Source organism: Mesorhizobium sp. B2-4-6, from assembly GCF_006442775.1.
Taxonomy (GTDB): domain Bacteria; phylum Pseudomonadota; class Alphaproteobacteria; order Rhizobiales; family Rhizobiaceae; genus Mesorhizobium.
Genome location: NZ_VFVI01000001.1, coordinates 797,558 through 822,127 on the forward strand (window position 1 = coordinate 797,558; position 24,570 = coordinate 822,127).

At 65.9% G+C, this 24,570-nt stretch carries 26 protein-coding genes; 15 read left to right on the top strand and 11 right to left on the bottom strand.

Annotation, left to right across the window (positions count from 1 at the left end):
• Positions 1-42: 42 nt before the first annotated feature.
• From FJ957_RS03820 to FJ957_RS03840, 5 genes are all read left to right on the top strand, one after another.
• Positions 43-1,119 (top strand): LacI family DNA-binding transcriptional regulator, encoded by a 1,077-nt coding sequence (locus FJ957_RS03820; RefSeq protein WP_140828692.1) that lies wholly within the window; start codon positions 43-45, stop codon positions 1,117-1,119.
• A gap of 60 nt (positions 1,120-1,179) precedes the next feature.
• Complete coding sequence (locus tag FJ957_RS03825; RefSeq protein WP_140828693.1) at positions 1,180-2,169, top strand: substrate-binding domain-containing protein; 990 nt, start codon at positions 1,180-1,182, stop codon at positions 2,167-2,169.
• 132 nt (positions 2,170-2,301) lie between these two features.
• A complete protein-coding gene (locus FJ957_RS03830; RefSeq protein ID WP_140828695.1) occupies positions 2,302-3,288 on the top strand; it encodes an ABC transporter permease in 987 nt (328 codons plus the stop codon).
• Complete coding sequence (locus FJ957_RS03835) at positions 3,285-4,061, top strand: ATP-binding cassette domain-containing protein (protein ID WP_140828697.1); 777 nt, start codon at positions 3,285-3,287, stop codon at positions 4,059-4,061. Before FJ957_RS03830 ends, FJ957_RS03835 begins: the two co-directional genes overlap by 4 nt.
• A complete protein-coding gene (locus tag FJ957_RS03840) occupies positions 4,045-4,917 on the top strand; it encodes a sugar phosphate isomerase/epimerase family protein (RefSeq protein ID WP_246685763.1) in 873 nt (290 codons plus the stop codon). The genes FJ957_RS03835 and FJ957_RS03840 overlap by 17 nt, the downstream gene beginning before the upstream one ends.
• 53 nt (positions 4,918-4,970) lie before the next feature.
• On the opposite strand, the gene FJ957_RS03845 is transcribed toward FJ957_RS03840, so the two are convergent.
• The 8 genes from FJ957_RS03845 to pcaQ form a co-directional block, all read right to left on the bottom strand.
• Positions 4,971-6,416, bottom strand: coding sequence for an aldehyde dehydrogenase (locus tag FJ957_RS03845; protein WP_140828699.1), 1,446 nt, complete (start codon positions 6,414-6,416; stop codon positions 4,971-4,973).
• A 39-nt stretch (positions 6,417-6,455) separates the two neighbouring features.
• Positions 6,456-7,241: a coniferyl-alcohol dehydrogenase gene (locus FJ957_RS03850; protein WP_140829538.1), complete on the bottom strand. Its 786-nt coding sequence runs from the start codon at positions 7,239-7,241 to the stop codon at positions 6,456-6,458.
• Between the two features lie 2 nt (positions 7,242-7,243).
• Complete coding sequence (locus FJ957_RS03855) at positions 7,244-8,305, bottom strand: branched-chain amino acid ABC transporter permease (protein WP_140828701.1); 1,062 nt, start codon at positions 8,303-8,305, stop codon at positions 7,244-7,246.
• Positions 8,302-9,198, bottom strand: a complete 897-nt coding sequence (locus tag FJ957_RS03860) for a branched-chain amino acid ABC transporter permease (protein ID WP_140828704.1) — start codon at positions 9,196-9,198, stop codon at positions 8,302-8,304. Before FJ957_RS03860 ends, FJ957_RS03855 begins: the two co-directional genes overlap by 4 nt.
• Positions 9,195-9,923: an ABC transporter ATP-binding protein gene (locus FJ957_RS03865; RefSeq protein ID WP_140828706.1), complete on the bottom strand. Its 729-nt coding sequence runs from the start codon at positions 9,921-9,923 to the stop codon at positions 9,195-9,197. Before FJ957_RS03865 ends, FJ957_RS03860 begins: the two co-directional genes overlap by 4 nt.
• Positions 9,920-10,651, bottom strand: coding sequence for an ABC transporter ATP-binding protein (locus tag FJ957_RS03870; protein WP_140829542.1), 732 nt, complete (start codon positions 10,649-10,651; stop codon positions 9,920-9,922). The genes FJ957_RS03865 and FJ957_RS03870 overlap by 4 nt, the downstream gene beginning before the upstream one ends.
• 28 nt (positions 10,652-10,679) lie before the next feature.
• Positions 10,680-11,996, bottom strand: coding sequence for an ABC transporter substrate-binding protein (locus FJ957_RS03875; protein ID WP_140828708.1), 1,317 nt, complete (start codon positions 11,994-11,996; stop codon positions 10,680-10,682).
• A 181-nt stretch (positions 11,997-12,177) separates the two neighbouring features.
• Positions 12,178-13,095 carry a pca operon transcription factor PcaQ gene (gene pcaQ, locus FJ957_RS03880; RefSeq protein ID WP_140828710.1) on the bottom strand — a complete coding sequence of 306 codons (918 nt, stop codon included), beginning with the start codon at positions 13,093-13,095 and terminating at the stop codon, positions 12,178-12,180.
• A gap of 92 nt (positions 13,096-13,187) precedes the next feature.
• On the opposite strand from pcaQ, the gene pcaD reads away from it, so the two are divergent.
• From pcaD to pobA, 6 genes are read left to right on the top strand one after another with little or no spacing between them, the layout of a single operon-like run.
• Positions 13,188-14,000 carry a 3-oxoadipate enol-lactonase gene (gene pcaD / locus FJ957_RS03885; RefSeq protein ID WP_140828712.1) on the top strand — a complete coding sequence of 271 codons (813 nt, stop codon included), beginning with the start codon at positions 13,188-13,190 and terminating at the stop codon, positions 13,998-14,000.
• Complete coding sequence (gene pcaC, locus FJ957_RS03890; protein ID WP_140828714.1) at positions 13,993-14,391, top strand: 4-carboxymuconolactone decarboxylase; 399 nt, start codon at positions 13,993-13,995, stop codon at positions 14,389-14,391. Before pcaD ends, pcaC begins: the two co-directional genes overlap by 8 nt.
• Positions 14,384-15,136, top strand: a complete 753-nt coding sequence (pcaH, locus tag FJ957_RS03895; protein ID WP_181180489.1) for a protocatechuate 3,4-dioxygenase subunit beta — start codon at positions 14,384-14,386, stop codon at positions 15,134-15,136. Before pcaC ends, pcaH begins: the two co-directional genes overlap by 8 nt.
• Complete coding sequence (pcaG, locus tag FJ957_RS03900) at positions 15,136-15,750, top strand: protocatechuate 3,4-dioxygenase subunit alpha (protein WP_140828719.1); 615 nt, start codon at positions 15,136-15,138, stop codon at positions 15,748-15,750. Before pcaH ends, pcaG begins: the two co-directional genes overlap by 1 nt.
• 11 nt (positions 15,751-15,761) lie before the next feature.
• The gene (locus FJ957_RS03905; RefSeq protein WP_140828721.1) at positions 15,762-16,814 is read left to right on the top strand and encodes a 3-carboxy-cis,cis-muconate cycloisomerase; all 1,053 of its coding nucleotides are present in this window, start codon (positions 15,762-15,764) and stop codon (positions 16,812-16,814) included.
• Positions 16,814-17,986, top strand: coding sequence for a 4-hydroxybenzoate 3-monooxygenase (gene pobA / locus FJ957_RS03910; RefSeq protein ID WP_140828724.1), 1,173 nt, complete (start codon positions 16,814-16,816; stop codon positions 17,984-17,986). The genes FJ957_RS03905 and pobA overlap by 1 nt, the downstream gene beginning before the upstream one ends.
• A gap of 13 nt (positions 17,987-17,999) precedes the next feature.
• Here pobA and pcaF read toward each other — a convergent pair whose 3' ends face one another.
• The 3 genes from pcaF to FJ957_RS03925 are packed head-to-tail and all read right to left on the bottom strand — an operon-like array spanning position 18,000 to position 20,863.
• A complete protein-coding gene (gene pcaF, locus FJ957_RS03915; RefSeq protein ID WP_140828726.1) occupies positions 18,000-19,205 on the bottom strand; it encodes a 3-oxoadipyl-CoA thiolase in 1,206 nt (401 codons plus the stop codon).
• Positions 19,206-20,009 (bottom strand): CoA-transferase subunit beta, encoded by an 804-nt coding sequence (locus FJ957_RS03920; RefSeq protein ID WP_140828728.1) that lies wholly within the window; start codon positions 20,007-20,009, stop codon positions 19,206-19,208.
• Positions 20,006-20,863: a CoA transferase subunit A gene (locus FJ957_RS03925; protein WP_140828730.1), complete on the bottom strand. Its 858-nt coding sequence runs from the start codon at positions 20,861-20,863 to the stop codon at positions 20,006-20,008. Before FJ957_RS03925 ends, FJ957_RS03920 begins: the two co-directional genes overlap by 4 nt.
• 106 nt (positions 20,864-20,969) lie before the next feature.
• On the opposite strand from FJ957_RS03925, the gene FJ957_RS03930 reads away from it, so the two are divergent.
• The 4 genes from FJ957_RS03930 (at position 20,970) to FJ957_RS03945 (ending at position 24,561) form a co-directional block, all read left to right on the top strand.
• The gene (locus tag FJ957_RS03930; RefSeq protein ID WP_140828732.1) at positions 20,970-21,740 is read left to right on the top strand and encodes an IclR family transcriptional regulator C-terminal domain-containing protein; all 771 of its coding nucleotides are present in this window, start codon (positions 20,970-20,972) and stop codon (positions 21,738-21,740) included.
• Between the two features lie 93 nt (positions 21,741-21,833).
• Positions 21,834-22,559, top strand: a complete 726-nt coding sequence (locus FJ957_RS03935; protein ID WP_140828735.1) for a GntR family transcriptional regulator — start codon at positions 21,834-21,836, stop codon at positions 22,557-22,559.
• A gap of 2 nt (positions 22,560-22,561) precedes the next feature.
• The gene (locus FJ957_RS03940; RefSeq protein ID WP_181180490.1) at positions 22,562-23,596 is read left to right on the top strand and encodes an ADP-ribosylglycohydrolase family protein; all 1,035 of its coding nucleotides are present in this window, start codon (positions 22,562-22,564) and stop codon (positions 23,594-23,596) included.
• Positions 23,593-24,561 (top strand): PfkB family carbohydrate kinase, encoded by a 969-nt coding sequence (locus FJ957_RS03945; RefSeq protein ID WP_140828737.1) that lies wholly within the window; start codon positions 23,593-23,595, stop codon positions 24,559-24,561. Before FJ957_RS03940 ends, FJ957_RS03945 begins: the two co-directional genes overlap by 4 nt.
• The last annotated feature ends 9 nt before the right edge of the window (positions 24,562-24,570 follow it).

The following is a 24,570-nucleotide window of genomic DNA, read 5'->3' on the forward strand; positions in this document are numbered from 1 at the left end:
AGCGAGGCAGAAAATCGGCTGCCTGTCCTCGGGAGGAGGTCAATGGCACAACACCAAATCCGGCAGCGACGTCCGTCGATCCACGACGTGGCAAGTCATGCCGGCGTGTCCGCGGCCACTGTCTCCAAGGTGCTGGCCGGCGTCACCACGGTCAAGCCGGAAAACGCGCAGCGTGTGTTCGACGCCGTCGAGCGTCTGGGCTATCGCGTCGATCCACTAGCCTCCGACATGCGTCGCGCCAAGCGCCGCATCATCGGCGCCATAATGCCCGAGTTCGAGAGCGAGTTCTTCGGCCAGATGGTCACCGAGCTCGAAGGCCTTGCCGAACAGCGCGGCTACACGTTGGTCGCCGCATCGAGCCGTGAATCGGAGGCGCGCGAGAAGGAAATCCTTGCCCGCATGCATGACTGGCGTGTTGCCGGCGTCGTGCTGGCGCCGGTGCGCAACGAGCATGGGCCGGCGGCTGCCTTCATGAAAGCCAACGGCATGACCGGCGTGCTGATCGACCGCGTCTTATCCGACGACGCCTTCGATACGGTATCGGCCGACAGCGCGGCCGCCAGCGCCGAGGTGGCGCGGACGCTGGTCGGCAAGGGCCACAGCCATATCCTGGTCATCGGCCTTGCCGAGCAGGCGGCGACCGTGCGCGCCCGCCTCGATGGTTTTCGTACCCAGGCGCTGGCGCTCAACCCGTCGGTGCGCATCGACGTCATCACCTCGGAAGTCAGCGTCGAGCCGTTGAGGGCTTCGCTGCGAGATTACTTTGCCAGGGGAGAGCGGCCGACCGCCGTTTATTCGCTGCTTTTGAAAGGCACGCTCGTCGCGCTGTCGGAGTTTCGCCGGCGTGGCTGGCATTGCCCGAACGACATCTCGCTGGTCGGCTTCGACGATGCGGAATGGATGCAAGTGACATGGCCGGCGATCGGCGCAGTGGTGCAACCGGTGCGCCGGATCGCCAGCGAGGCGATGAACCTTTTGTTTCGCAGGATCGAGGGCGCCGTGGGACCACCCACGGCGCGGCTCGAGCCCTGCCAGGTGTTGATGCGGGAATCCGTTGGCTCGCCAGGCAGCGGTCCGCATTCGGGGGGAGGAGACCGACAACAGCCCCCATTGTCGTGAACGGAAGTTAGCGCCGGCCCTGGCCGAGGCATCCGGCGCCAAGGATCAACGGAGGATCGAATGACATCGCATTTCTTGAAGATAAATCGATTTACCCTTGCCATGGGTGTCGCGCTTGCGTTTTGCGCCGTCGGTACCGCCAAGGCCGAGGACGGCGAATATGGGGTGCTGATGAAGACGCTGGCCAACCCGTTCTGGGGCGCGATGGCGCAGGGCGTCGCGGACGGCGCCAAGGAAGCCGGCGTGAAATACTTCCAGCAGGCGGCCGAGAGCGACCAGGCGGCCGAGCCGCAGCTCAACCTTTGCAACACGATGCTCGAGCGCAAGCCGGTGGCGATGATCACCGCCGCGATCAACTCGACCAACCTTCTGCCTTGCCTGAAGTCGGCGCAGGACGCCGGCATCAAGATCGTCGACCTCGACAACAATCTCGACCAGGCGGTGCTGGACAAGGAAGGCGTCAAGGTGACCTTCCATATCGGCTCCGACAACATCGCCGCCGGCGCGCAGGGCGCCGAATACCTCGCCAACAAGCTCGGCAAGGATGCCAAAGGTCCGGTGCTGGTGATCGAAGGCCTTTCCGGCAACATCACCGGCGAGAAGCGCGCCAAGGGCTTTGCCGACAAGCTGAAGGAACTGGCGCCAGGGCTCGAAATCGTCGCCTCGCTGCCGGGCGACTGGGATCGCGGCAAGGCCGCCTCGATCGCCACCGACACGCTGACCGCGCATCCCGACCTCGTCGCCATCTTCTGCGCCAATGACGGCATGGCGCTGGGCGCGGTCGAGTCGGTCTACGCCGCCGGCAAGGGTCCGCAGGTGACGATCATCGGCGTCGACGGCAATTCGGACGCGGTGAAGTCGATCAAGGAAGGCCGCCTCAACGCCTCGGTGGCGCAGCTTCCCTATCTGGTCGGCAAGCAGGCGGTCGAGAACGTCAAGAAAGTTCTGGCCGGCGAGAAGGTCGAGGACAGCATCGCTGTGCCGACGCTGGTGCTGACCAAGGACGTGATCGACGCCGGCAAGGAGCCGATGCTGCAATATGTGAAGTGAGTAGGAATAGGCAGTAGGCAGTAGGCAGTAGGCAAGTAAGCGGTCCGTGCCGCTCGGATCGCTCTCATATTTTCCCTACTGCCTAAGCCCTACTGCCTACTGCCTTACTGCCCTCTCTCAAGGTGCAAAGACATGGCTTCTGAACAGCCCGGCTTCTGGGCTCGGGTGCAGCGCGCATCCGTCGAAAGGCTCCACATCAGACTTGAGTCTCTGGTGGTGCTTCTGGCGCTGAGCACGGCGATGGCGCTGCTGTCGCCCTATTTCCTGTCGCTCAGCAACTTCCTCAACATCCTTCTCGCAACCTCGACGATCGGCGTGCTGGCGATCGCCGCCACTTTCGTCATCGGCTCGGGCGGGCTCGATCTGTCGCTTGGCTCGGTGATGGGTCTGGCCGGTGTCGCGGGGGCCTTTGTCGCCGTCAATCTCGGCTGGCCGTCGGTGCTGGCGGTGATCGCCTGTATTCTTGCCGGCGCGATCGCCGGTTACATCAACGGGCAACTGGTCACCCGTGCCTTCGTGCCGGCCTTCATCGTCACGCTCGGCATGCTGGGCCTAGCGCGCGGCCTGGCGCTGGTGATCTCTCAGGGCAGGGCAATCTACGGCTTGCCGCCGGAGATCGTCTATATCGGGCAGGGCAGGCCGTTCGGCATTCCCATGCCGGTGATCATCCTGGTGGTGACGGCGATCGTCGCGCATGCGGTGCTTGCCTATACGCGCTTCGGCCGCCACACGCTGGCGCTGGGCGACAGCGAGGGCGCGGCGCGCGCGGCCGGCATCCGCGTCGAGCACCACCGCCGCATCATCTATACGCTCTCCGGCGCGCTGGCCGGCCTCGCGGGCCTGCTCTTCACCGCCCGCGTCAATGCCGGCGACCCGACAGCCGGCATCAATTACGAGCTCACCGCGATCACGGCGGCGATCATCGGCGGCACCAATCTGTTCGGCGGCCGCGCCTCGATCCTCGGCACGATGATCGGCGCGCTGATCATGGGCGTGCTGCAGAACGGGCTGACGCTGCTTGCGGTGCAATCCTACTACCAGCAAATGGCGATCGGCGCGGTGCTGATCCTCGCCGTCTTCATCGACCAGTACCAGGTGCGGAAGGAGTCGCGCGTATGACCCTGCTTTCGCTGCGTGGCATTCGCAAGAGTTTCGGTGCGGTCGATGTGCTGCACGGCGTCGACCTTTCGGTCGCGGCCGGAGAGGTGGTCGGGCTGGTCGGCGACAACGGCGCCGGCAAGTCGACGCTGATGAAGACCATCACCGGCATCTACCGCGCCGACAGCGGCTCGATCGAATTCGACGGCAAGGACATCCTCGCGCTGGACCCGGGCCAGCGCCGCCAACTCGGCATCGAAATGATCTACCAGGATCTTTCGCTGGCCAAGCAACAGGACGTGGCCTCCAACATATTCCTCGGACGCGAGCCGACGAAGCGCCTGTTCGGTCTGCTTCCTGGCTTCGTCAACAAAGGCGAGATGGATCGCCAGGCGTCGAAGATGATCGAGCGGCTGGGCGCGCACCTGCCGTCGATAAACCGGTCGGTCGGTTCGTTCTCCGGCGGTCAGCAGCAGACGGTCGCGATCGCGCGTGCGCTCACCTTCAACCCGAAGCTCGTCATCATGGACGAGCCGACGGCGGCTCTCGCGGTGCGCGAGGTGCAGAGCGTGCTCGACCTCATCCGCCGGCTGAAGTCGGAAGGCATCGCCGTCATCCTGATCTCACACCGGCTGAACGACGTGCTGTCGGTCACCGATCGCATCGTCGTGCTGCGCCACGGCAGGGCGGATGCCGATCTCGTCACCGCCAACACCAACATGAACGAAGTCGTTAGCCGCATCGTCGGCGGCGGCGATACGGCCGCAGCAGCGGCGCATGAGCAACGAGGCTGACATGAACACCTTCGGACTGCACACTTTCGCCATCGCGCCGGTCTGGGACCTCGCCCGCATCGAGCCGCAGATGGACCGGCTCAAGGAATACGGCATCGGCCTGATGGAGATCCCTTTGCTTCGGCCTGAGGAGATCGACACCAAGCGGACGCGTAGCTTTGCCAATCGCTACGGTGTTGAACTGGTCCCCTCGCTCGGCCTGCCACGCGCTCTCGATGTGGTCGAACGGCCGGACGAGGCGCTGGATTTCCTCGAGCCGGCTTTCCGGGTCTGCAACGAGGTCGGCGCCGAGGCGCTCGGCGGCGTCACCTACGGCACAATCGGCAAGACCACCGGCCGCGCGCCGACGCAGCGCGAGATCGACGGCATGTGCCGTTTCCTCGAACGCGCGGCGAAATCGGCGAAGTCGCGCGGCCTCAAGCTCGGCATCGAGCCCTGCAACCGCTACGAGACGCATCTGATCAACCGCGGCGTCGACGCGGCGCGGATCATCGAGCGCGTCGGCGCCGACAACATCTTCATCCATCTCGACACCTACCACATGCATATCGAGGAGCAGAGCTTCGCTTCCGGTTTCGAGGCGGCGGCGCCTTATCTCGGCTATGTGCATGTGTCGGAGGCAAATCGCGGCGTGCCGGGTCGCGGCATGCTCAACTGGGCGGCCTGCATGAAGGCAATCGCCGACATCGGCTATCAGGGCGCGATAACACTCGAAAGCATGAACCATGTCGATGTCGACATCGCCGGCGGGCTCGCGGTGTGGCGGCCGGTGGCGGAAGATCCGCGCGACGTCATCGAGGTCGGCCTGCCGTTCCTGCGCGAGGAGGCGAAGAAGGCGGGGCTGACGCTGGGGTGAGCTCATTTCTTCCTCCTCCCACACAAGGGGAGAAGGGAAAAAGCAGGCGCCTCTCAGAACGGATAGTGCTGTCCGGGATCCTCGATCGTCACCCAGCGCAGGTCGGTGAATTCGGCGATCGAGGCCTTGCCGCCGAAGCGGCCGTAACCCGAGCCCTTGACGCCGCCGAACGGCATCTGCGCCTCGTCGCCGACGGTCGGGCCGTTGATGTGGCAGATGCCGGCCTGGATGCGCGCCGCGACGGCGAGCGCGCGGCGGATGTCGCGGCTGAAGACGGCCGACGACAGGCCGTATTCGGTGTCGTTGGCGACGCGTACCGCCTCGTCCTCGCCTTTCACGCGAATGACCGGCTTCACCGGACCGAAGGACTCTTCCGAATAGACGCGCATCGCGGGCGTCACGTGATCGAGAAGTGTGGCTTCCACGACCGTGCCGGTGCGCTTGCCGCCAGCCGCCAATTTCGCGCCCTTCGCGGTCGCGTCGGCGATCAGTTCTTCCATCTTGTCAGCGGCCTGGCTGCTGATCAGCGAGCCGAGCACGACATGGCCGCGCGGGTCGCCGGCCGGCAGTTGCGAAGCGCGGGCGGCGAGCTTGGTGACAAACTCGTCGGCGATCTTTTCGTCGACGATCAGCCGTTCGGTCGACATGCAGATCTGGCCCTGATGCATGAAGGCGCCGAAGGTCGCGGCATTGACCGCTGCGTCGATATCGGCGTCGTCGAGCACGACCAGCGGCGCCTTGCCGCCGAGCTCGAGCAGGGCCGGCTTGAGGTGCCGTCCGGAGAGCTCGGCGATGATGCGGCCGACCTTGGTCGAGCCGGTGAAATTCACACGCTTCACCGCCGGGTGTGCGATCAGCGTCTCGACGATAGCCGCCGCGTCCTTCGGGTCGTTGGTGACGACATTGACCACGCCCTTGGGCAGGCCGGCCTCGACCAGCACCTGGCCGATCAGTCGGTGCGTGCCGGGGCACATTTCAGAGGCCTTCAGCACCACCGTGTTGCCGCAGGCGAGCGGCATGGCGAGCGCGCGGGTGCCGAGGATCACCGGCGCGTTCCACGGCGCGATGCCGAGGCACACGCCTGCTGGCTGGCGGATCGCCATGGCAAGCGTGCCGGGCTTGTCGGACGGAATAACCTCGCCGGAAATCTGCGTGGTCATCGCCGCCGCCTCGCGCAGCATGTTGGACGCCAGCATGACGTTGAAGCCGGCCCAGGGACCGGTGGCGCCGGTCTCTTCCATCATCAGTTTCGTGAACTCGCCGACCTTGGCGGCCATGACGTCGGCTGCCTTGGAAAGCAGCGCCCGGCGTTCGCCAGGCCCGGTCTTCGACCACGCATCGAAGGCTGCGGCCGCGGCATCGGCGGCCGCGTTGGCGTCGGCGACGCTTGCGGCAGCGGCGCGCGTCGCGAGCTTGCCGGTGAATGGGTCCAGGCGCTCATAGGAGGCCTTGCCGGTCGCCGCCCGCTCGTCGCCGTCGATCAGAAGTCCGATGTCCATGGGTCTCTCCTCGCTCGCGATCGAGCGTTGCAGATTGTCTCAGAAGCCGAGCACTTCGGCGTTTATAGATGCTTCGAGGCCGCCGTCGACCGGCACGTTGGCGCCGTTGATCCAGCGCGCGCCGTCCGAGCACAGGAACAACACGATCGGTGCGATGTCGCCCGATGTGCCGGCGCGGCCGACCCGCGCAATATCGCTGTCGACGCGGGCATCGCCAAGCACGCTGCGGAATTGCTTGAGGATCGGCGTCTCCACCGGGCCGGGACTGACCGCGTTGACGCGGATGCCACGGCTCTTGAACAGGTCCTGATGCGCGGCGCGGAAGGTCCACAGGAGCAAAAGTTCCTTCGAGACAGGATAGCCTTCCTCGTTCTTCACCGCATGGTCGGCAATCAGCTTGGCGACGTCGGGAAAGCCTTCGATGCTGACCATCGAGGCGGCGCGGTTCAGATTGGCGCGCCAGCCATAACCGGCGATGGAGGCGACGTTGACGATGGCGCCGCCTTCGCGAAGCCTTGGCGCCAGCGCCTCGGAGAGCGCGCGCAGGCCGTAGAAGTTAACGGCGAGCGTCGGTGCGGCACCGGTGTTGCCGGAGAGGCCGGCGATGTTGCAGAGCGCGTCGAGGCGCTGCGGCAGCCGCGCGACGAGATCGTCGACGCCGGCCTGGGACGAGATGTCGGCCTGGACGAAGACGCCCTGGTGGCCGGCCGGCTCGCGCATATCGACGCCGATCACGTCGGCGCCGAGTTGGCCGGCGAGTTCCGCGGTACGCGCACCGATGCCCGAGGCGACTCCGGTGATGAGGATCGTCTTGCCGAACAGGATGCTCATGCCTTCTCCCGAGAATTGGTGGTCTTCAGCGGCGAAGCAATCTCGCCGGTCGGATTTGACGCCCCGGCGGGAAGCCTGACGCGGTAGCCGACCGGCAGCAGTCGCCAGCCAAACCGCTCCTCGAGCGTGCCCCAGAGGCCTCGCGGCAAGAGCAGCGAGAAGACGAGCGCCGTAGCGCCGAGCCCGATCAGGTACCAGACGCCGGTGCCGCCGAACCAGGTTTCGATGAGGAAGAAGAGCAGCGCGCCGAGGATTGCGCCTTCGAAGGTGCCGATGCCGCCGACCAGCACCATGAAGATCATGTAGGCCGTCCACTGCACGCTGAAATAGGTCTTTGGCTGGAAGGTGATCGCGGTCGCCAGCCACAGCGCGCCGGCGACACCGATGCCGAAGGCGGCGAGCACGAAGAGCAGCCGCTTGGTGCCGGTGACGCGCACGCCGACGGAGGCAGCCGCATCCTCATTGTCGCGAATGGCGCGGATGGCCGCACCGGTGCTGCCGCGCAGCAGGCTGAACAGGATCGCGAGCAGCGCCGTCATCGATGCCAGCGCCAGCCAGTAGATGGTCAGCCTGCGTGTCGATGCATCGTAGACGTTGAGCGAGATCAGCGACGTGCCGGTCTCGCCCTGGATCAGCCGATCGAGATTGACGAGAAGGTGAGTAAGGGCGGCGATCACCCACATGCCGATGGCGAACTCGCCGTTCTTCAAGCGCAGCATGAACAGCGAGATCGGCCAGGACACCGTGCCGACAATGACCGCCGAGATGAAGAGCGAGACGAACGGATTGAGCCCGGCATTGGCGAGCCGGATGGCGAAATAGGCGCCGAGCCCGAAGAACACCTGCTGGCCGACCGACACCAGTCCGCCGAAGCCGGCGAGCGCGTTCCACATGGCGGCGAGGATCACATAGATGAACAGCGCGGTCATGCGGTCGACGGCGCCGGCGGACAGGAACTGCGGTGCGATGGCGAGCAGCAGGATGACGGCCGCCACGCCGATGCCGGCAAAGCGCGAGGCGGCGGTGCCGCGCTCGATGACAGGGGAGGCGGCGCTCATGATGCCTTCCTCGTGGAGATGCGCAGCAAGCCGCGCAGGCCGAGGCCTGAGGTGTAGAGGCGGATGAACAGAACGATCAGGAAAGCGACATGCCCGCCGATGAGAAAACCTTGCGGATGTATCTTGGCGCCGAGCGTCTGGGCGAGCGCCAGGACGATGCCGCCGATCAGGGTCCCCCAGAGCGAACCGGCGCCGCCGATGACGGCCGCCTCGAAGGCGAACAGAAGTTGCGTGGCGCCGGCATAGGGATCGAAGGTGGCGCGCATGCCGAGGAAGGCGCCGGCGAGACCGACGGTGACCATGGCGATCGCCGCGGCGATGGCGTTGGCGCGGCGCGCATCGACGCCGACCAGCCCCGCTGTATCAGGGTCTTCCGAAGTCGCACGGATCGAGCGGCCGAGCCCGGTGCGGGTCAGAAACAACTGCAGTCCGCCGAGCAGGACGACGGCGGCGACGAAGATGATCACCGCGAGCTTGCCGACATAGATGCTGCCCGGCCATTCCCAGGAATCGTAGGACAGGCTGCCTATGAAAGGCGCCAGCGAGCGCGTGTCGGCGCCGAACTGTTCGAACAGCACATTGTCGATGACGATGGCGAGACCGAAGGTGGTGAGGATCGGCAGCAGCGCGCCACCGCGCGCGCTGCGCTCAAGCAGGAAGCGCTGCAAGGCCCAGCCGATCGCGGCCATCAACGGCAGCACGATGAGCAAGCCGAGGAAGGGCGGGATGTGGAAGCGCGAGGCGAGCAGCCATAGCGCAAAGGCCGACAGCACGGCGAGGCTGCCATGCGCCAGGTTGATGATGCGCATCACCGAGAACATGAAGGAGAGGCCGCAGGCGATCAGCGCGTAATAGCCGCCAAGCAGGATGCCCTGGACGATCTGGTTCATCATGCCGGCACGCCTGTGGCGCCTTTCCGGTGCAGGCCGAAATAGGCCTTGGTCACCGCGTCGCGCGAAACGGTCTTGCTGTCGCCGGCGAGCGCGATCCGGCCCTCCAGCATGCAGATGACCTTGCTGGAGACGGAGAGCGCGCGGTTGAGATCCTGCTCGACGAGGATGATCGTCGTGCCGGAACTGATCAGCCCCTGCAGCGAGGCGTAGACGCGGTCGACGACCAGCGGCGACAGGCCGAGCGAGACTTCGTCGAGCAGGAGGAGGTCGGGATTGCTCATCAGCGCGCGGCCGATCGCCGTCGCCTGCTGCTCGCCGCCAGAGAGATGCCCGGCCTTGGCGTGGCGGCGCGGTTTGAGGTTGGGGAAGGTTTCGAGCACGCGCTCGACGCTCCACTCGCCGGGACGACCGGCGCTGCGGCCAAGCAGGAGGTTTTCCTCGACCGTCATCTGCACGAAGAGCCGCCGGCCCTCGGGCACCAGGGCGATGCCCTTGCGGACGCGTTCATGCGAAGGCACGCCGGAAAGGTCGGCGCCGCCGAAGACCACGCGGCCGGAGGCTGCCTGATGCGCGCCGGCGATTGCCCTGAGCAATGTCGTCTTGCCCGCGCCATTGGCGCCGACCAGCGCCAGCGTTTCGCCGCGTTCGACACCGAAGCCGACGCCGCGCACTGCTTGAAGCAGGCCATGCCGGACAACGAGATCCTCGACCGACAGCAGGCTCATTTCGGGCCTCCGCCGAGATAGGCGCTGATCACCTGCGGGTCGGCCATCACCGCCTGCGGCTCGCCGTCGGCGATGACCTTTCCGGCATCCATGCAGATCAGCCGCTCGGCCACCTGCAACAGGATGTGGACGATGTGTTCGATCCAGACGATGCCGATCTTGCGGCGGCGCAGTTCGCGGATGGTCTCGACGAGTTCGCCGGCCTCGCCGTCTGTCAGGCCACCGCCGATCTCGTCGAGCAGAAGCAGCGTCGGCTTTGCGGCGAGCGCGCGCGCCAGTTCCAGCCGCTTGCGGTCGAGCAGGCCGAGCGTTTCGGCGCGCCGGTTGGCGACGCCAAGCATGCCGCACAGCCTCAGCGAGCCGAGCGCTTCCTCATAGGCCTCGTCGCGGCCGAGCCCGGCGCCATGCGAGGCGGCGACGAAGACATTCTCGAAAGCGGTCATGCCGCCGAAGGGTTTCGGCACCTGGTGGGTGCGCACCAGACCCAGCCGGCAGCGCTGCGTGGCCGGCAAGGCGGTCACGTCATCGCCTTTGAAGGCGATCGTTCCGGCGCTCGGCGGATAAGCGCCCGAGAGTACGCTGAGCAGCGTCGTCTTGCCGGCGCCGTTGGGGCCGACGATGCCGACCGCCTCGTCGGCGCCCATGGCGAAGTCGACGTCGTCGAGCACCACAAGCGCGCCGAAGCGCTTGTGGATGCCGGCGGCGCTGAGGATCGCACCGTTGGGCATGGCGTTCACGATGCGGTCCCTCGACAGATCAGCCGTTGTAAGGCTGGAGCTTGGCCTCGACCGGCACGTTCGGGTCAGTGGCGTTCTCGGTCACGACATAGTCGAGCGGGAATTTCGAACCTTCCTTGGCGGCGACCCATTGCGTGCCGATGATCGGGCCGGGCGAGACATTGGGGACCGGGCCGCTTGTGAAATCGACCTTGCCGCCCATGGTCTCGGTCTTGAGCGTGCTCAGCGCCTTGGCGACAGCCGCCTTGTCCTTGGCGTTGGCGCTTGCCTTAAGAGCTGCGAAGCCGGCATCGAGCAACGACATCGAGGCGCCGAGCTGCTGCGTCCATTGCTTGCCGCTCGCCGCCTCATAGCCATCGGCAAGCTCGGTGCCCGAAACGCCGGTCAGCGACGACTTGTAGGGGAAAGCCTTGTGCCAATAGGCGGCGCTCGAAATCTTCATGCCGAGGTCGCCGAGCGCCTCGATGTCGGACGGGAACAGGCCGGTCTTGGCGACCTGGGCGATCTTGATCTGCCGGGTCAGGCCTTGCTGCGCGGCCTGGCGCCAGAAGGCGGCGAAGTCGGGCGGGATCGGGAAGGAGTTGAAGATCTCGACGCCTTCCTGCTTGAACAGCGCGATCTGCGAGGAATAGTCGGTGGTGCCGGTCTCGTAAGCGCCGGGATCGACGATGGTGAAACCCTGCTTGGCCAGCAACGGCGCCAGATGGGCGCGGATGGCGTTGCCGTCGGCGTCGTTGGGATACATGACGCCGACCTTCTTGTTGGTCTCGATCAGGTTCCACTGCGAGATATAGGCCTTGAAGAATTCCTCGACGCCAAAGCCGAAATGATAGGTCCATTTGAACGGCGAGGGCTGGCCCCGCTTGGCGCCGCGGCCGAAATACCAGGCCTCCCACGGCATGACCGTCGACAGGCAAGGCACGCCGGCCGCCTCGCACGCGTCCGCCACAGGATTGATGACCTCCGGCGTCGAGACGGCGAGCATCAGGTCGATCGCCTGGTTGTTGATCAGGTCCTTGGCGAGCTGGCCGGCGCGGGACGGGTCCGATTGGGTGTCCTGGTCGACAATCTCGACGCTGTATTTCTTGCCGCCAAGCTCGATGCCGTTGGCCAGGGCCTTGCGGGCAAGATCCAGCACGTAGCCGTCGGTTTCGCCGAAGCCGGCGAGCGGGCCAGTGCGAGGGCTGACGAAGCCGACCTTGAGCGCGTCGGCGGTTTGCGCGAAGGCGCCGCCACGGCCGAATGCCAGTGCGGCGCCGCCCGCCACCGAAGTGGCGATGAACTGGCGCCGTGAAATGCCCGATATGGCGGGCTTGCTGCCGATGATGCGAGACATGTGCTCCTCCCTCAGTCGCCGTTCGACACGACGGCAAACGGATCTTCCGTTTGCGGCCGGACGGCACGGCTTTCGATCCTCCGAAGGCCACATTGCACTAGCGGTTTGGTTCGGTAAAATGATATTTTACGGTGTTTCATTAACCACTGGGTTAGTGGAATTCGAACCGACAGGCCGATCGTCAGGCGTGGTGGCGTGCTGCCTCCCGGATCGTCTGCAACAGGATGGTGAAGGCGGGCGAGGGGGCGGTGTCGGTGCGCATGGTCAGGCCCACCGGCCCCTTGGTCTCCGCCGTATCCACCGGCAAGGCGACGAAGGCGCCGCTGGCGATCTCGTTGGCGACCACGCCCGCCGAGATGATCCATACCGCGTTGCTCTGGCGCATGAAGGAGCGGCCGAAGGAATCGGAAACGGTTTCGATTTCCGTGGCCGGCGCGGTCATGCCGTTGGTTATGAAAAGCCGGTCGACGAAAGGCCGGATGACGGATTCCCGCGTCGGCATCAGGACGGGAAACTCGTCGAGCCGCGCGAAGATGTCGGCGTCCGGCTCGGCCAGGGGATGTCCGGCGCGCACCACGAACAGCACCTGCTCCGAATAGAGATGCTCGAAGAAGAAGCCGGTCATGTGCTCCGGCGCCGCGAGCCGGCCGACGACTAGATCGAGCGCGCCGACGCGCAGCTGTTCGAGCAGCACCGCATTCTCGCCGGTGACGATCTTGAGCGCGGCGCCGGTGTTTTCCCCGAGGAACAGGTTCATGGCGAGCGGCATCACCCGGGCCGACACGGTCGGCAGCGCGCCGATGCGGATCGGGTCGCGATTGAGGGCGCCGTCCTGGCGCACGGAATCGACGCCGCGTTTCAGCGCCGAAATCGCCGAGCCGGCATGTCCAAGGAAGATTTCGCCCAGACGCGTGATGCGAATACCGCGCCCGTCGCGCTCCACCACGGCGACGCCGAGCGCTTCTTCGAGTTCACGCAAGGTCTTGGTCACGGCCGGCGCGCTGACATGCAGGAAGTCGGCCGCGCGCGCGACGCTGCCTTGCCGCGCGACTTCGAGAAACGCCTGAAGATGGCGGAAGCGGATCCGGCTTTCGACCATGGTTCGATAACCTCAGAGTTAATGAAACGCCGCAAAATATCATTTTACCGAACCAAACCGCTCGTGCAATGTGGCTTCGGAGGATCGAAATCGTGCCATTCGTCAGCATAGGCGGCGTCACGCTGCATCACCGCCATATAGAGGCCACCGGCACGTCGCGCCCGATCGTCTTCATCAATTCGCTGGGCACCGATTTTCGGATCTGGGACGACGTCGTCGCGAAACTGAGGAGCGAAATGCCGATGCTCGTCTACGACAAGCGCGGCCATGGACTGTCGGATACCGGCGGCGGCGTACGCTCGATCGACGACCATGTCGACGATCTCGCCGCCCTCATCGACCATTTCGGTTTCGACAAGGTCGTGCTCTTCGGCCTGTCCGTCGGCGGCATGATTGCGCAGCGGCTCTACACCCGCCACCCCAAATGTGTAGAGGCTCTCATCCTCAGCGACACGGCGCACAAGATCGGCACCGCCGAAAGCTGGAACACGCGCATCGCGACTGTCGAGCGCGACGGCATCGAGGCGATCGCCGAAGGCATCATGAAAGTGTGGTTCACGCCGCAATTCCATGCCAAGCGTGCGGCGGACCTGGCCGGCTGCTGCAACATGCTGACCAGACAGGCTCTGCCTGGCTACATCGGCACCTGCATGGCGGTGCGCGACGCCGATTTCACCGACAGCGCGCGGCGCATCGCGGTGCCGACGCTTTGCATCGTCGGCGACCAGGACGGTTCGACGCCGCCGGATCTTGTCCGCTCGCTGGCCGGAAGGATCCCCGGCGCCCGCTTCGAAGTGATCCGCGATGCCGCACATATCCCGTGCATCGAGCAGCCCGAAGCGCTCGTCACTTTGATCCGCGATTTCGTCGCCTCATTGCCTGAGGGAAAGTCTGCTCATGGATGATGTCACGAAGAACCGCTATCGGACCGGGCTCGAGGTCCGCCGCTCCGTGCTCGGCAGTCCGCATGTCGACCGCGCCGAGGATGCAGCGACCGATTTCGACCGGCCGTTCCAGCAGTTGATCACCGAAGCCGCCTGGGGAACGGTATGGGCGCGACCCGGCTGGTCGAAGCGCGAGCGCTCGATCGTGACGCTGGCGCTGCTTGCAGCGCTCGGCCATGACGAGGAAGTGGCCATGCATGTGCGCGCGACCGCCAATACAGGCGCCTCGCGCGACGACATTTGCGAGGCCTTCCTGCACGTCGCGATCTATGCCGGTGTGCCGGCCGCCAACCGCGCCTTCAAGATCGCCAAGCAGGTGTTCGCGCAGATAGACGGAGCCGATCATGGCTGAGACCGGCTCCAACCAGCCGCCGGAAGCCGGCGCCTTCTTCCAGCGCGACCGCCAATGGCATCCGCCGGCGTTGACGCCGAACTACAAAAGCTCGGTGCTGCGTTCGCCGCAGAAAGCGCTGCTGTCGTTCGACGCCACGCTGTCGGAATTGACCGGCCCGGTGTTCGGGCACGCGATGCTCGGCGAGCTCGACAACGACCTGATCCACAATTTCGCCAGACCCGGCGAGAGCGCCATCGGCGAGCGCATCATCGTCCAAGGACGCGTGCTGGACGAACGCGGCAAGGGCGTACCGGGCGTGCTGCTGGAATTCTGGCAAGCCAATGCAGGCGGCCGCTACCGTCACAAGAAGGACGGCTATCTTGCGCCGCTCGATCCGAATTTCGGCGGCTGCGGCCGCACCATCACCGGCGAGGACGGCGGCTACGCGTTTCGCACTGTCAGGCCCGGACCGTATCCATGGCCGAACGGGCCGAACGACTGGCGGCCGGCGCACATCCATTTTTCCGTGTTCGGCCACGGCTTCGCGCAGCGTCTGATCACGCAGATGTATTTCGAGGGCGATCCGCTGATCTGGCGTTGTCCGATCGTCGGCGGCATTTCCAACAAGGTCGCGGTCGAGGCGCTGATCGCGGCGCTCGATATGCAGTCGACCATCCCGATGGACGCGCTTGCCTACAAGTTCGACATCGTGCTGCGCGGGCGGCGCTCGACGCTGTTCGAGAACAGGCCGGAGGGCAATTGATGACGCAGTCGCCCGATCGGCTGAAGGAGAGCCCTTCGCAGACCGCCGGCCCTTATGTGCATATCGGGCTGACGCCGAATTTCTGCGGTATAGGCGGCGTCTACGCGAGCGACCTCGGTTCGGCGATGGTCAACGGTGAGACCAAGGGCGAGCGCATCGAGTTGCGCATCCGCGTGCTTGACGGCACCGGCACGCCGCTGAAGGACGCGCTGGTCGAGATCTGGCAGGCGGATGCCGAGGGGCTCTACAATTCACCGGCCGAGATGCGCGGCGGTGCCGATCCAAACTTCCAGGGCTGGGGCCGGCAGCCGACCGACATGGAAACGGGCGTCTGCCTGTTCCGGACGATCAAGCCGGGCCGGGTGCCGTTCCGCGACGGGCGGCTGATGGCGCCGCATATCACGCTGTGGATCGTGGCACGCGGCATCAATGTCGGGCTCAACACCAAGCTCTATTTCTCCGACGAGGAGAAGGCCAATGCCGAGGACCCTATCCTTGCGCGCATCGAGCATCGCCTGCGCGTGCCGACGCTGATCGCCGAGCGTCAGGGCAATACCTATGTCTTCGATATCCATTTGCAGGGCGAAAAGGAGACGGTCTTCTTCGACAGCTGACCGTGGCCGCCATGACCGTTTCGCCCTTCGATCACCCGCTGCTTTCCGGCCTGCTCGGCGACGAAGAGGCGGCCAGGTATTTTTCCGTCGAAGCCGACATCGCTGCGATGCTCGCTTTCGAGCGAGCACTGGCCGAGGCGGAATCCGAACGCGGCGTCATTCCACGTGATGCCGCGGCGGCGATCGTCAAAGCACTGGGATCGTTCCGGCCGGATACGTCGAAGCTGAAGGCGGGCGTCGCCAAGGACGGTGTGGTGGTGCCGGAACTGGTGCGCCAGATCAAGGCTGCTGTCGGAGTGCCGCACGATACGTACGTCCATTTCGGCGCGACCAGCCAGGATGTCATCGATAGCTCGCTGGTGCTCAGGCTGCGCGGCGCGGTCGACCATATCGGCCTGCTGCTCGGCGAGAACATCGTGCGCCTCACCGGGCTTGAACTGGAGTTCGGGAGCCGCGAGCTCATGGCGACGACGCGCATGCAGCCGGCAATACAAATAACCGCGCGCGATCGGGTCGTTTCGTGGCGGGTGCCGCTTGAGCGTCACCAGGAACGCTTGAAAGAGCTCTCGGGTCGGTTGCTAGTGGTTCAGTTCGGCGGCGCCGCAGGCACGTTGGAAAAGCTCGGCGACAAGGCCGGCGCGGTGCGCGCCGCGCTTGCGGCCAAGCTCGGTCTTGCCGATGCGCCGCAATGGCATAGCCAGCGCGATACGCTAGCCGAATTCGCCGGCTGGCTGTCGCTGGCGACCGGCGGTCTCGGCAAGTTCGGACAGGACGTTGCGCTGATGGCGCAGACGGGCTCCGAGATCAAGCTGTCCGGCGGCGGCGGTTCCTCGGCGATGCCGCACAAGCAGAATCCGGTGAAGGCGGAAGCGTTGGTGGCGCTGGCCCGCTTCAACGCCACGCAGCTCTCCGGGATGCATCAGGCACTGGTGCATGAGCAGGAGCGCTCGGGCGCGGCCTGGACGCTGGAATGGCTCATCCTGCCGCAGATGGTCGTGGCGACCGCGGCCGCGCTCAGGCTTGCGGCCGAGTTGGCCGGACAGATCGAGAGCCTCGGTCATTGATGCGCACACGGGTCGCCATCATTGGGTCCGGACCGTCCGGCCTGCTGCTCGGTCAGTTGCTCGCCACCATTGGCGTCGAGACGATCATGCTTGAACGATCGAGCCGCGAGCATGTGCTTGGACGTGTGCGCGCGGGCGTGCTCGAACAGGGCACGGTCGACCTGCTCGGCCAAGCGGGCGCGGCGGACAGGCTGCATGCCCAGGGCCTGCCGCATGCCGGCATATCGCTCGCCTTCGATGGCCGCGCGCATCGCATCGACATGACAACGCTTACCCGCGGCAAGCATGTCACCGTCTATGGCCAGACCGAGGTGACGCTCGATCTGATGCAGAAGCGCGAAGCGGCGGGACTCCCGACCGTCTTCGAAACATCGAATGTCGCGCTGCATGATTTCGGCGGCGCGTCGCCCTTCGTCACTTACGACAAGGACGGCCTCACGCATCGCATCGACTGCGACTTCATCGCCGGCTGCGACGGCTACCACGGCGTCAGCCGCAAATCGGTGCCGGAAGGCGCGCTGAAAACGTTCGAGCGGCAATACCCATTCGGCTGGCTGGGCGTTCTGGCGGAGGTGCCTCCGGCCGACCACGAACTGGTCTATGCCAATCACGAGCGCGGTTTTGCGCTCTGCTCGATGCGGTCGCCGCAGCGCAGCCGCTACTATGTGCAGGTTCCCGCCGACGAGCGCGTCGAGGCCTGGTCCGACGACCGGTTCTGGGACGAGTTGCGCGGGCGCCTGCCGCCACGGATAGCGGCCGCCGTCACCACTGGGCCGTCCTTCGAGAAGTCGATCGCGCCGCTGCGCTCCTTCGTCGCCGAGCCGATGCGCTTCGGCAGGCTGTTCCTGGTCGGAGACGCCGCCCATATCGTGCCGCCGACCGGCGCCAAGGGCCTCAACCTCGCTGCCAGCGACGTGCGCTATCTGTTTGCGGGACTTCGCGAATTCTACAACGGGAAGTCAGAGGCCGGGCTGGACGCCTATTCGTCAAAAGCGCTGGCGCGAGTTTGGAAAGCGGTGCGCTTCTCCTGGTGGATGACGACGATCCTGCACCGTTTTCCGGAGACAGGCGAGTTCGGCCAACGCATCCAGGAAGCCGAGCTCGACTATCTCGTAAATTCCAAGGCTGCATCCACGGCATTGGCCGAAAACTACGTCGGCTTGCCCTATTGATCTGCCTGGACGGTCAGATTCCCTCCAGTGCGATGGCGATGCCTTGGCCGACACCGATGCACATGGTGGCCAAAGCCAGCTTGCCGCCGCGCTCGCGCAGTTCGAGCGCCGCGGTACCCGTGATGCGCGCGCCGGACATGCCGAGCGGGTGGCCAAGCGCGATCGCGCCGCCATTGGGGTTCACATGCTCCGCCTTCTCGGAAATTCCGAGTTGGCGGAGCACGGCGATGCCCTGGGAGGCGAAGGCTTCGTTCAATTCGATGACGTCGAACTGTTCGGGTGTCAGGCCGAGGCGGGCGCAAAGCTTCTTCGTCGCCGGCGCCGGTCCGATACCCATGATGCGCGGCGCCACACCGGCGACGGCACCGCCGAGGATGCGGGCGATCGGCGTCAGGCCATGCTTCTTCGCGGCTGCCTCGGACGCGATGATGAGGGCGGCAGCGCCGTCATTGACGCCGGAAGCGTTGCCGGCGGTGACGCTGCCGCCCTGGCGGAACGGCGTCGGCAGTTTGGCCAGCGTCTCGATGGTGGTGCCCGCGCGGGGGTGTTCGTCCTTCACGACGATGATCGCGTCGCCTTTCCTCTGCGGGATGGTCACCGGCGCGATCTCCTTCGCCAACCGGCCGTTGGCTTGCGCGGCGACCGCCTTGTCCTGGCTGCGTACCGCGAAGGCGTCCTGGTCGGCTCTGCTGACGGAAAAATCCTCGGCGACGTTCTCGCCGGTCTCCGGCATGGAGTCGACGCCATACAGCTTCTTCATCAGCGGGTTGACGAAGCGCCAGCCGATGGTGGTGTCGTAAATCTCGGCATTGCGTGAGAAGGCCGTGTCGGCCTTCGGCATGACGAAGGGCGCGCGGCTCATCGATTCGACGCCGCCGGCAATCATCAGCTCGGCCTCGCCTGATTTGATGGCGCGCGCGGCGATGGTGACGGCATCCATGCCCGAGCCGCACAAACGGTTGACGGTCGAACCTGGAATGTCCTGCGGCAGGCCGGCAAGCAGAAGCGCCATGCGCGCTACATTACGATTGTCCTCGCCGGCCTGGTTGGCGCAGCCATAGACGATGTCATCGACGGCCGCCCAGTCGACGCCGGCATTGCGCCCCACCAGCGCCTTCAACGGAATCGCGCCGAGATCGTCGGCGCGGACGGAGGACAGCGCGCCGCCGAAGCGGCCGATGGGCGTGCGGATGTAATCGCAGATGAAGGCTTCGGTCATCTAGGCAGCTTTCCCTTTGGCGGCCCCTTGATGCGCCGCCTTGGTGCGGGCCTGCAGGTCGCGCAATGTCTTCAGCTCGAGTTCCGTCGGCGCCGGCGTCTCGTCAAGGGCCTGCGCGAACTTGACCGTCCAGCCACAGGTTTCCTGCACCCGCTCGCGGCTGACGCCCGGATGCAGCGAGACGACGGTGAATTCCTTGGTCACCGGGTCCGGCTTCCAGATGGCGAGGTCGGTGATCAGCAAAGTCGGGCCGGCCGTGTCGATGCCGAGGCGCTTGCGGTGGTCGCCACCGTCGCCATGGCCGAAGGAGGTGAAGAAGTCGATCTTCTCGACCATGCCGCGCTTCGACTGCGCCATGGTGATGTAGACCTGCCTCGACGAGGTGGCGATCTCCGGCGCGCCGCCGCCGCCGGGCAGGCGGGTCTTGGGATGCGCATAGTCGCCGATGACGGTGGTGTTGATGTTGCCGAATTTGTCGAGCTGGGCGGCGCCCAGGAAGCCGATCGAGATGCGGCCGCCCTGCAGCCAGTAGCGGAACATCTCCGGCACCGCGACGGTGGTGACCGCCGTCTCGCACAACTCACCGTCGCCGATCGACAGCGGCAGCACGTCGGGCGCGGTGCCGATGGTGCCGCTCTCATAGATCAGCGTGATGTCGGGCGCATGCGTCAGCCGCGCGACATTGCAGGCGGCCGACGGCGCGCCGATGCCGACGAAGCAGACGTCGTCGCTTTTCAGGGCGCGGCTGGCGGCGATCGTCATCATCTCGTTTGGGGTGAAGCCCATATCCTTCGCGTCGCTCATGCGGCTTTCCTCAGATGCTCGACGCGACCGGCAAAGTCGTCCGCGCTGCTCTCGATGACGTTCTTCTGGATCCAGGCCTGGAAGCGGTCGCGGTCGGCGGCGATCTCGTCCCATTCCAGATAGGCGGCGTTGTCGCGCTCGTAGTAGCCATGCGCGTAGGAGGGGTGCGAGCCGCCCGGCACGACCGAGATCGCCGCGATCGTCCAGTTCGGCAGCACGGTAAGATTGGGGTGGAGGTCATTGAAATTGTCGACCACTTCCTCGACCGTCACCACGGCGCGCTTTGCGGCAAGGACGGCCTCCTTCTGGATGCCGATAATGCCCTCGACCAGCACGTTGCCTTTCCGGTCCGCCTTCTGCGCATGGATGAAGGTGACGTCGGGCCGGATCGCCGGAACGGCGGCAAGCACCTCGCCGGTGAAGGGGCAGGTCACTGATTTGATGTTCGGATTGACCGCGGCGAGACCGGCGCCGCGATAGCCGCGAAACACCGCGCAGGGCAGGCCGGCGGCGCCCGCCTCATAGGCATTGGCCATTCCGGCATGGCTGTGTTCCTCGACCTCGATGGCGCGGGGAAAGCCGTTCTCGATGGCGTCGCGGGCACGCCTGAGCAGGCCGACGCCCGGATTGCCGACATAGGAGAAGACGACCTTCTTCGCCATGCCCATGCCGATCATCTGGTCGTAGATCAGGTCGGGCGTCATGCGGATCAGTGTCAGCTCGCGAAAACCCTGGCGGATCGCCTCATGCGCGGCGGCGGTTGGGATCAGATGCGTGAAGCCCTCGAAAGCGACGGTGTCGCCGTCATGCAGATTTTCCGCGACCGCCTCTTTCAGCGGCAGGAACTTGGCCATCTCCGGGCTCCGTGATGCAAAAAGTTCGTATTGCGAACATGTGTTTTGTATGAGATACTTTTAGCTCCAACCTTTGCATTGAGTCAACGCCGGCCTGGAGGCGCTCGTGGAAGAGGAGGCAATTTCACGCGACCATGTCGGTTCGCTGGAGCGTGGCCTGGCGGTGATGGAAATCCTCGCGCGCCATCCGACCGGCATGACGCTGACCGAGATGGCAGAGGAGGCGGGTCTCACGCGAGCGGGTGCCAGGCGCTTTCTGCTGACATTGGTCGCGACGGGTTATGCGACGCAATCCGGCCGGTTGTTTTCGCTGTCGCCGCGCCTGTTGACCGTCGCGCGGACCTGGCTCGGCGGTGCTTCGCTCTGGACCTTCGCGGCGCCTGTCATGCGCGAGGTGGCCGGCAAATTCGACGAAGCCTGCAATGCGGCCGTGCTGTCGGGCGAGGACGTCGTCTATGTGGCGCGCATCCCTGGACGGCGTATCCTGAGCGTGGCCCTCGATGTCGGCACGCGGCTGCCGGCCTATTGCACGTCGATGGGGCGGGTACTGCTTTCCGGCCTGCCGGCGGATGAGTTGAAGACTTTTCTTGCTGAAGCGTCCATCGAGCGGCGGACGCCGAAGACGATCACCGGCCGCGCCGCGCTCGGCAAGGCCATCGACAAGGCGAGGGCGGAGGGCTTCGCCGTCGTCGACGAAGAGCTGGAACTCGGCCTGCGCTCGATCGCGGTGCCGATCGTCGATCGCGCCGGGCGCACAGTCGCCGCCATCAACGTCTCGACCCAGTCGGCGCGTTTCTCGGTCGAGGCGATGGAGCGCGACATCCTGCCGGTCCTGCGGAAGGCCAAGCAGCGCGTCGAGGAATTCTTCTTCGTTTGATGACCAGCCGACCGTTGGGCCGAAGGCCGTTGACGGTTCATTTCAGATACGTTAATGAACAGGATTATACAGGTTCATTGAACAGGTATCGATATGGCTCGTCGCGCGATGCAAATCACTCCCGGCACGGGCAAGCCCGAGCAGATCGCAACGGTTCTGGAACATGAGATACGCTCCGGCCTGCTCGGCTTCGGCGACCGACTGCAGAGCGAGAACGAGCTCGTCCAACGCTTTTCCGTCAGCCGCAACACCGTGCGCAAAGGGCTGGAGGAGCTGTCCAACCGCGGGCTGATCACCACCAAGGTCGGCATCGGCTCCTTCGTTACTTTCGACGGCATGCCGGTCGACGACGCGATCGGCTGGTCGCGCGCGCTCGCCAACGCGGGCGCCAATGCCGAGACCCGCACCTTGCGGCTCGAGATCATCGAGGACGCGGAACTGGCGGCCAGGCTCGGCGTCAAGAACTCGTCCTTCATTGCGGTCGACCGCGCCCGCACCAATGCCGATGACGGCCACGCAATCTCGATCGAGCGCAGCCGCCTGCCGCTGTCGCCGGAACTGGAGGACATACCGTTGCGCGGCTTGCGCGAAGGCACGCTGCACCAGACGCTGCGCGGGGCAGGGCTGGTGCCCGATCACGGGGAGGAGTGGGTCGATATCGAAATGCTGAGCGCGGCCGACGCCGCGATCCTCGCCTGCGCGCCCGGGACGCCGTTCCTGCGCACACGCCGCCTGACGCGCGCCGCCGACGGGCGCGCTATCGAATTCGTCACCAGCCTGCTCAACCCCGCGCATTTCGCGCTGCATCTGGAGTTCTGAGCATGGCGGCCGCTGCCTCGATGGATCGGGCAATGGGCGCGCTGATCGGCGGCGCGCTGGGCGATGCGCTGGGCATGCCGACGCAGCTTCTGTCGCCGGCCCGCGTCGCCGAGCTCTATGGCCATGTCGAGAATTTCGTCGCGCCTGCCGCCGATCATCCCGTGTCGAAAGGACTGCCGGCCGGCGCGATCACCGACGACACCGAGCAAGCGCTGCTGCTTGGCCGCATCCTGGTCGAGTCCGGCGAGCGTTTCGACCATGCGCGCTGGGTCAGCGCGCTGCTCGACTGGGAGCGCGACGTCAAGGCGCGCGGCAGCTACGACCTGCTTGGACCATCGACCAAGCGCGCCATCGACGCCATCAACAGCGGCGTACCGGCCGAAGAGGCCGGACGCAGCGGCGACACCAATGGCGCGGCAATGCGCATCGCGCCGGTCGGCATCATGATGCCGCCGGAGCCGCTCGACGCGCTCGTCGCAAAGGTGGCGCAGACATGCCGGGCCACGCACAACACCTCGATCGCCATCGCCTCGGCCGCGGCGGTCGCAGCCGCTGTCAGTCTTGGTGTCTCGGGTGGCGACTGGCGCGCCGCTTCCGGCCATGCCGCCGCGGCTGCAAGACTGGGTGCTGCGCTCGGCCATTGGGTCACCGGCGGCGACATCGCCGCGCGCATTGTCTGGGCGCAGTCGCTTGTCCGCGGCAAGGCGGAGAAGGAAGCAATCAAGCTGATCGTCGACCTGGTCGGCACGGGCGTCGCCAGCCAGGAATCGGTGCCGGCGGCATTCGCGGTGCTGGAGGTCGCGCAAGGCGATGCGTGGCGGGCTGCTGTGATCGCGGCCAATCTCGGCGGCGACACCGACACGATCGGGGCGATTGCGGCCGGCATGGCCGGCGCCTGCGCCGGCCTGTCGAGGCTGCCGCAGGATCGCATCTGCGAATTGCATGGCATCGACATCGCGGATGTCCGCGCGCTGGCCAAGGATCTGGTCGCGGCCCGGACGGCCAAGACCGGTCCAGGCACGGAGGACGCGGCATGAGTGGGCGGCTCGTCCATGTCGGCAGCGCAGTGGTCGACTATGTCTACCGCATCGACGCCTTGCCGGCGGCCGGCACGGAAAAGACCGCGACGAGCTACGCCCGCGTCGCCGGCGGCGGCTTCAACATGATGGTCGCGGCGAGCCGCTCCGGCATGAAGGTGGTGTTCGGCGGCCAGCTCGGCACCGGGCCGGACGGAGACTTCCTGCGCGCCGCCTTCGCCGCCGAAGGCATCGAGGCGCTGACGCCGCCGTCGCCCCTCATGGATAGCGGCAATTGTGTTGCCATGATCAGCAGCGACGCGGAGCGAACCTTCGTCTCGTGGCCTGGTGCTGAGAGCCGGCTCGCGCTCGACATGATGGCGCCCGTCCACGTCGTTCCGGGCGATTGGGTTTTCACCTCCGGCTATACGCTGAGCTATCCCGGCAGCCGCGACGCGCTCACCGACTGGATCGAGGCGCTGCCGGCCGACATTCCTTTCGTCTTCGATCCGACGCCGGTGATCGCCGACATTCCGCGGCCGATCCTGGACAGGGTGATGGCGCGCACGACCTGGCTGAGCTGCAACACCCATGAGGCCGCCGCAATAGCTGGCGCCGGCGATGCCCAAACCGTCGCCATCCGGTTGCTCGCCGAGCATTGCCCCAGAGCCGAAGGCGTCGTCATCCGCGCCGGCGCGCGTGGCTGCCTGGTGCGCATGGCCGACGGCGGTAGCCGGGCGGTGCCCGGCTTCAAGGTGGAGGCGGTCGATACCAATGGCGCCGGCGACACGCATATCGGCGCCTTCGTCAGCGCATTGTCGCGCGGCATGCGCGCCTGCGAGGCGGCGCGCTACGCCAATGCGGCCGCCGCGCTTTCGGTCACCCGCCATGGCGGGTCTTCGGCGCCGACCGATGAAGAGATCCAGGAGTTCCTGACCCAGCGCGGCGCAGCGACGGCCGCGCTTGGCCGGGCGGAAGCGACTTAACAAGCCCGT

Excerpts from the sequence above, each read along its gene's own strand:
- FJ957_RS03820 (WP_140828692.1), top strand. The coding sequence starts at position 43 with ATGGCACAACACCAAATCCGGCAGCGACGTCCGTCGATCCACGACGTG.
- FJ957_RS03825 (WP_140828693.1), top strand. The coding sequence starts at position 1,180 with ATGACATCGCATTTCTTGAAGATAAATCGATTTACCCTTGCCATGGGT.
- FJ957_RS03830 (WP_140828695.1), top strand. The coding sequence starts at position 2,302 with ATGGCTTCTGAACAGCCCGGCTTCTGGGCTCGGGTGCAGCGCGCATCC.
- FJ957_RS03835 (WP_140828697.1), top strand. The coding sequence starts at position 3,285 with ATGACCCTGCTTTCGCTGCGTGGCATTCGCAAGAGTTTCGGTGCGGTC.
- FJ957_RS03840 (WP_246685763.1), top strand. The coding sequence starts at position 4,045 with ATGAGCAACGAGGCTGACATGAACACCTTCGGACTGCACACTTTCGCC.
- FJ957_RS03845 (WP_140828699.1), bottom strand. The coding sequence starts at position 6,416 with ATGGACATCGGACTTCTGATCGACGGCGACGAGCGGGCGGCGACCGGC.
- FJ957_RS03855 (WP_140828701.1), bottom strand. The coding sequence starts at position 8,305 with ATGAGCGCCGCCTCCCCTGTCATCGAGCGCGGCACCGCCGCCTCGCGC.
- FJ957_RS03860 (WP_140828704.1), bottom strand. The coding sequence starts at position 9,198 with ATGATGAACCAGATCGTCCAGGGCATCCTGCTTGGCGGCTATTACGCG.
- FJ957_RS03865 (WP_140828706.1), bottom strand. The coding sequence starts at position 9,923 with ATGAGCCTGCTGTCGGTCGAGGATCTCGTTGTCCGGCATGGCCTGCTT.
- FJ957_RS03870 (WP_140829542.1), bottom strand. The coding sequence starts at position 10,651 with ATGCCCAACGGTGCGATCCTCAGCGCCGCCGGCATCCACAAGCGCTTC.
- FJ957_RS03875 (WP_140828708.1), bottom strand. The coding sequence starts at position 11,996 with ATGTCTCGCATCATCGGCAGCAAGCCCGCCATATCGGGCATTTCACGG.
- pcaQ (WP_140828710.1), bottom strand. The coding sequence starts at position 13,095 with ATGGTCGAAAGCCGGATCCGCTTCCGCCATCTTCAGGCGTTTCTCGAA.
- pcaC (WP_140828714.1), top strand. The coding sequence starts at position 13,993 with ATGGATGATGTCACGAAGAACCGCTATCGGACCGGGCTCGAGGTCCGC.
- pcaH (WP_181180489.1), top strand. The coding sequence starts at position 14,384 with ATGGCTGAGACCGGCTCCAACCAGCCGCCGGAAGCCGGCGCCTTCTTC.
- pcaG (WP_140828719.1), top strand. The coding sequence starts at position 15,136 with ATGACGCAGTCGCCCGATCGGCTGAAGGAGAGCCCTTCGCAGACCGCC.
- FJ957_RS03905 (WP_140828721.1), top strand. The coding sequence starts at position 15,762 with ATGACCGTTTCGCCCTTCGATCACCCGCTGCTTTCCGGCCTGCTCGGC.
- pobA (WP_140828724.1), top strand. The coding sequence starts at position 16,814 with ATGCGCACACGGGTCGCCATCATTGGGTCCGGACCGTCCGGCCTGCTG.
- pcaF (WP_140828726.1), bottom strand. The coding sequence starts at position 19,205 with ATGACCGAAGCCTTCATCTGCGATTACATCCGCACGCCCATCGGCCGC.
- FJ957_RS03920 (WP_140828728.1), bottom strand. The coding sequence starts at position 20,009 with ATGAGCGACGCGAAGGATATGGGCTTCACCCCAAACGAGATGATGACG.
- FJ957_RS03925 (WP_140828730.1), bottom strand. The coding sequence starts at position 20,863 with ATGGCCAAGTTCCTGCCGCTGAAAGAGGCGGTCGCGGAAAATCTGCAT.
- FJ957_RS03935 (WP_140828735.1), top strand. The coding sequence starts at position 21,834 with ATGGCTCGTCGCGCGATGCAAATCACTCCCGGCACGGGCAAGCCCGAG.
- FJ957_RS03940 (WP_181180490.1), top strand. The coding sequence starts at position 22,562 with ATGGCGGCCGCTGCCTCGATGGATCGGGCAATGGGCGCGCTGATCGGC.
- FJ957_RS03945 (WP_140828737.1), top strand. The coding sequence starts at position 23,593 with ATGAGTGGGCGGCTCGTCCATGTCGGCAGCGCAGTGGTCGACTATGTC.